At 41.2% G+C, this 2,602-nt stretch carries 1 protein-coding gene and 2 pseudogenes; all 3 read right to left on the bottom strand.

Annotation, left to right across the window (positions count from 1 at the left end; genetic code table 11):
* Positions 1–672, bottom strand: a pseudogene (locus QUB70_RS31160) (CHAT domain-containing protein); the annotation flags it as partial.
* A gap of 141 nt (positions 673–813) precedes the next feature.
* Positions 814–1,014: a hypothetical protein gene (locus QUB70_RS31155; RefSeq protein WP_332985616.1), complete on the bottom strand. Its 201-nt coding sequence runs from the start codon at positions 1,012–1,014 to the stop codon at positions 814–816.
* A 65-nt stretch (positions 1,015–1,079) separates the two neighbouring features.
* Positions 1,080–2,522, bottom strand: a pseudogene (locus QUB70_RS31150) (IS1182 family transposase); the annotation flags it as partial.
* Positions 2,523–2,602 lie beyond the last annotated feature (80 nt).

Genomic DNA, 2,602 nt, shown 5'->3' with positions numbered 1-2,602 from the left:
GAAATATCTGATCGCAACTTCGATATTCTCTGCTTTCTCTCCCCTGATTCGGGAAGTGTAGGCTCCTGCCAGATTATGTTGGGTTTGAGCAAACTCGGGGCTTCCCGGTTGCAGATTATTTAAAACTATTTGATAACCAGTAATGGCAATTTCCACATTATTCGCTCTTCTTCCCAGCGAAAATTGATAAATATGAATACTTAAATTTTCAATAATGGCGACAATGACCGCAATCTCCTCTGGATTTTTGGCAATTAAATTCTGTGCCATTTTCTGTAAAGTCTCGGCAAAACGAGCATTGAGGAGATGTTGCCGTTGAGCTAAGAGGGGGTAAATTACTTTAATATCGCAATAGCTATCTTTTTCTGCTTGCAATAATTCTAGGATGAATTTTACATATTCCTGGGGATTTTCACCTTCTGAGTTATCGCTATCTTCCTCATCATTCATCCCCAAGAGTTGCCCTAGCTGACTGACCAAATTTCGTAAAAAATTAGCGGCATTTTTCTGACCTTCCCCTGCCAATTTTTCTGCTATTACCTCGCAAGCTTGCAGAAACCCCGAATCTACCAATTCTAAGTTAGCCTGTAAAATCTGTGGTTCCTCACCGTTGGGGCAACTGAGGAGTTGTTGAATCAGATTGAGGTAAGCTTGGGCGCGAGTTTTATCCATGATGGCGAGGGGGTAGCTAGTAACACCGATATTTATTTTACCACCATTGGTGGGTGGCCAGAAACCGGGTTTTTGCGACAGACTTCGTTACAGGCGAAGAGATGGGAAAAAACCCGGTTTCTTTGATTCCGTCATTCATTTTTAATCTTCAGGTAAAAACACCCGTTCAAAAGGTTGATTTCGATAACGTCGATAAACATCAAAATCATTATCTAAAGTAGCAATTGCCGGAATATTCAGCCGTTCAGAAATAGCAATTAAAGACAAATCAGCAAAATCTCCCGGCAAATGTGCATACCGTTCATTCAGTTCACCAATGCGCGAAAAATCGGTGGGAAGCAATTGGATACATTCAAAAACTCCCCTAGAGAGGCAGTCCAGTAGAAGTAGTTGACAAACCAATATAATTATGCAGTTGCCTTTATTTGGTTCATAAGTAGCATTTGAGCCAAAACATGAAGATTATGAACAATCGCCATACGTCGTAAATCAAAAAGATTCTTACGCAGACCGATGTAACGAGCCTTTTCGCCTTGCCATTGCCCGATTTGAGCTAAACAATGTTCAACTGAAACACGTTCACGGAGTTTGGCTCTTCCTTGGGCTGTTTTTTGGCGCTCTCTTAATTCTTTTAATAATAATTCGTCAGCATGAATCGAAACGCTACGACCATTTTTACTTTCCGTACATTGTGAACGCAGAGGACAAATGTTACATTCATCTTTGGGAAAATGAACTACTTGTCCTTGTACAAAAGGTAAGTTTATTCCATTTGGACAAATAATTTTAGAGTTCTCCCAATCTAAGACAAACGCTGTTTTGTCAAAGAGTTTACCGTTTCGCACACGCCATGATTTACAGACAATTGTTAAATCAGTGTCACGTTGTTTAACGAAGTGGCTAGTTAAATATGCCCGATCAATTTGTAATTCTTTTAACTTGACTTTTTGGAATTGTAGGTCAGTTTCAATTGATACTGTAACTTCGGCTTCAGGTTGATTGGCGCTGGTCACTCCAACGGCTCGCACCATGCCTAAATCTAAATCTTTAAGAACATGGCGCTTATAACCGTTAAAACGTTGATTGCTGCTCTTACGTCCATGACGCATATCTTGATCTTCAATTGAAATACGACGATTTCGTGCTACACCCTTACGGAGCTTTGGGCAACCATTTGCTCCCTCCTCAATATCCTGTGCTTCGATTATTCGTGCATCCTCAATGCTTTGTTGTGCTTGAGTTACTGCTGTTGCATTCAGGTCAGTTCGCCCGGTCACCCAAGACTCAACATTGTTAAGTGTTTCTAGTATCGTTGTTAATGCTTGTACTTTTTGCTTTGGGTCGTCCCAATCTAAATCTAAAGTCGCTTTTAAGCTGCTTCCGACTACTATATCTGCTCCTGCTTGTGATGCAATAGTAGATAAATCCTGTTTCTGGTCGCGAGCTATAATCTCTAAAGCTTTCCGCAGCGCGTGACCTAAAAGATTATAAGTGTCTTCTACCCGTGCAGCTCCCCATAGCGGACTTGAATCAAGTGCTGCTCTTAATGTGCGAGAATTATAACCCTGACACATTTGAGCCATTTCAATCGTTCTCTCTATTAACATTCGGTCTCCTTCACAGGCAATTAAGGCTGCACGAAACCTCACTAGCGTGCCTTTACCAAAAGGTGCTTGCTCCCTATCCAGGCAATCTAAAACTAACTGCCACCGTCTGTCCATTACCATTGCTTCTATAGCTTCATCATCACTTACTCCCGTATAAGCTTGTAATATGATAGCAAGTGCTATCTGGGCGGGTGGCACTGGGCATAAGCCGACGCTACTGTCTTTAAATACTTTGGCTAGTTCCTGCGGCTCTCCTGAACTTGTGGTGATAATTTTATCTAATCAGAAAAACAAGCTAATACGCGATTTCTGAAATTATGAAA

This window comes from Microcoleus sp. A003_D6, from assembly GCF_036702825.1.
Taxonomy (GTDB): Bacteria; Cyanobacteriota; Cyanobacteriia; order Cyanobacteriales; family Microcoleaceae; genus Microcoleus.
Note: the sequence above shows the minus strand (reverse complement) of the source record. Positions and strands in the feature narration are given on the sequence as shown.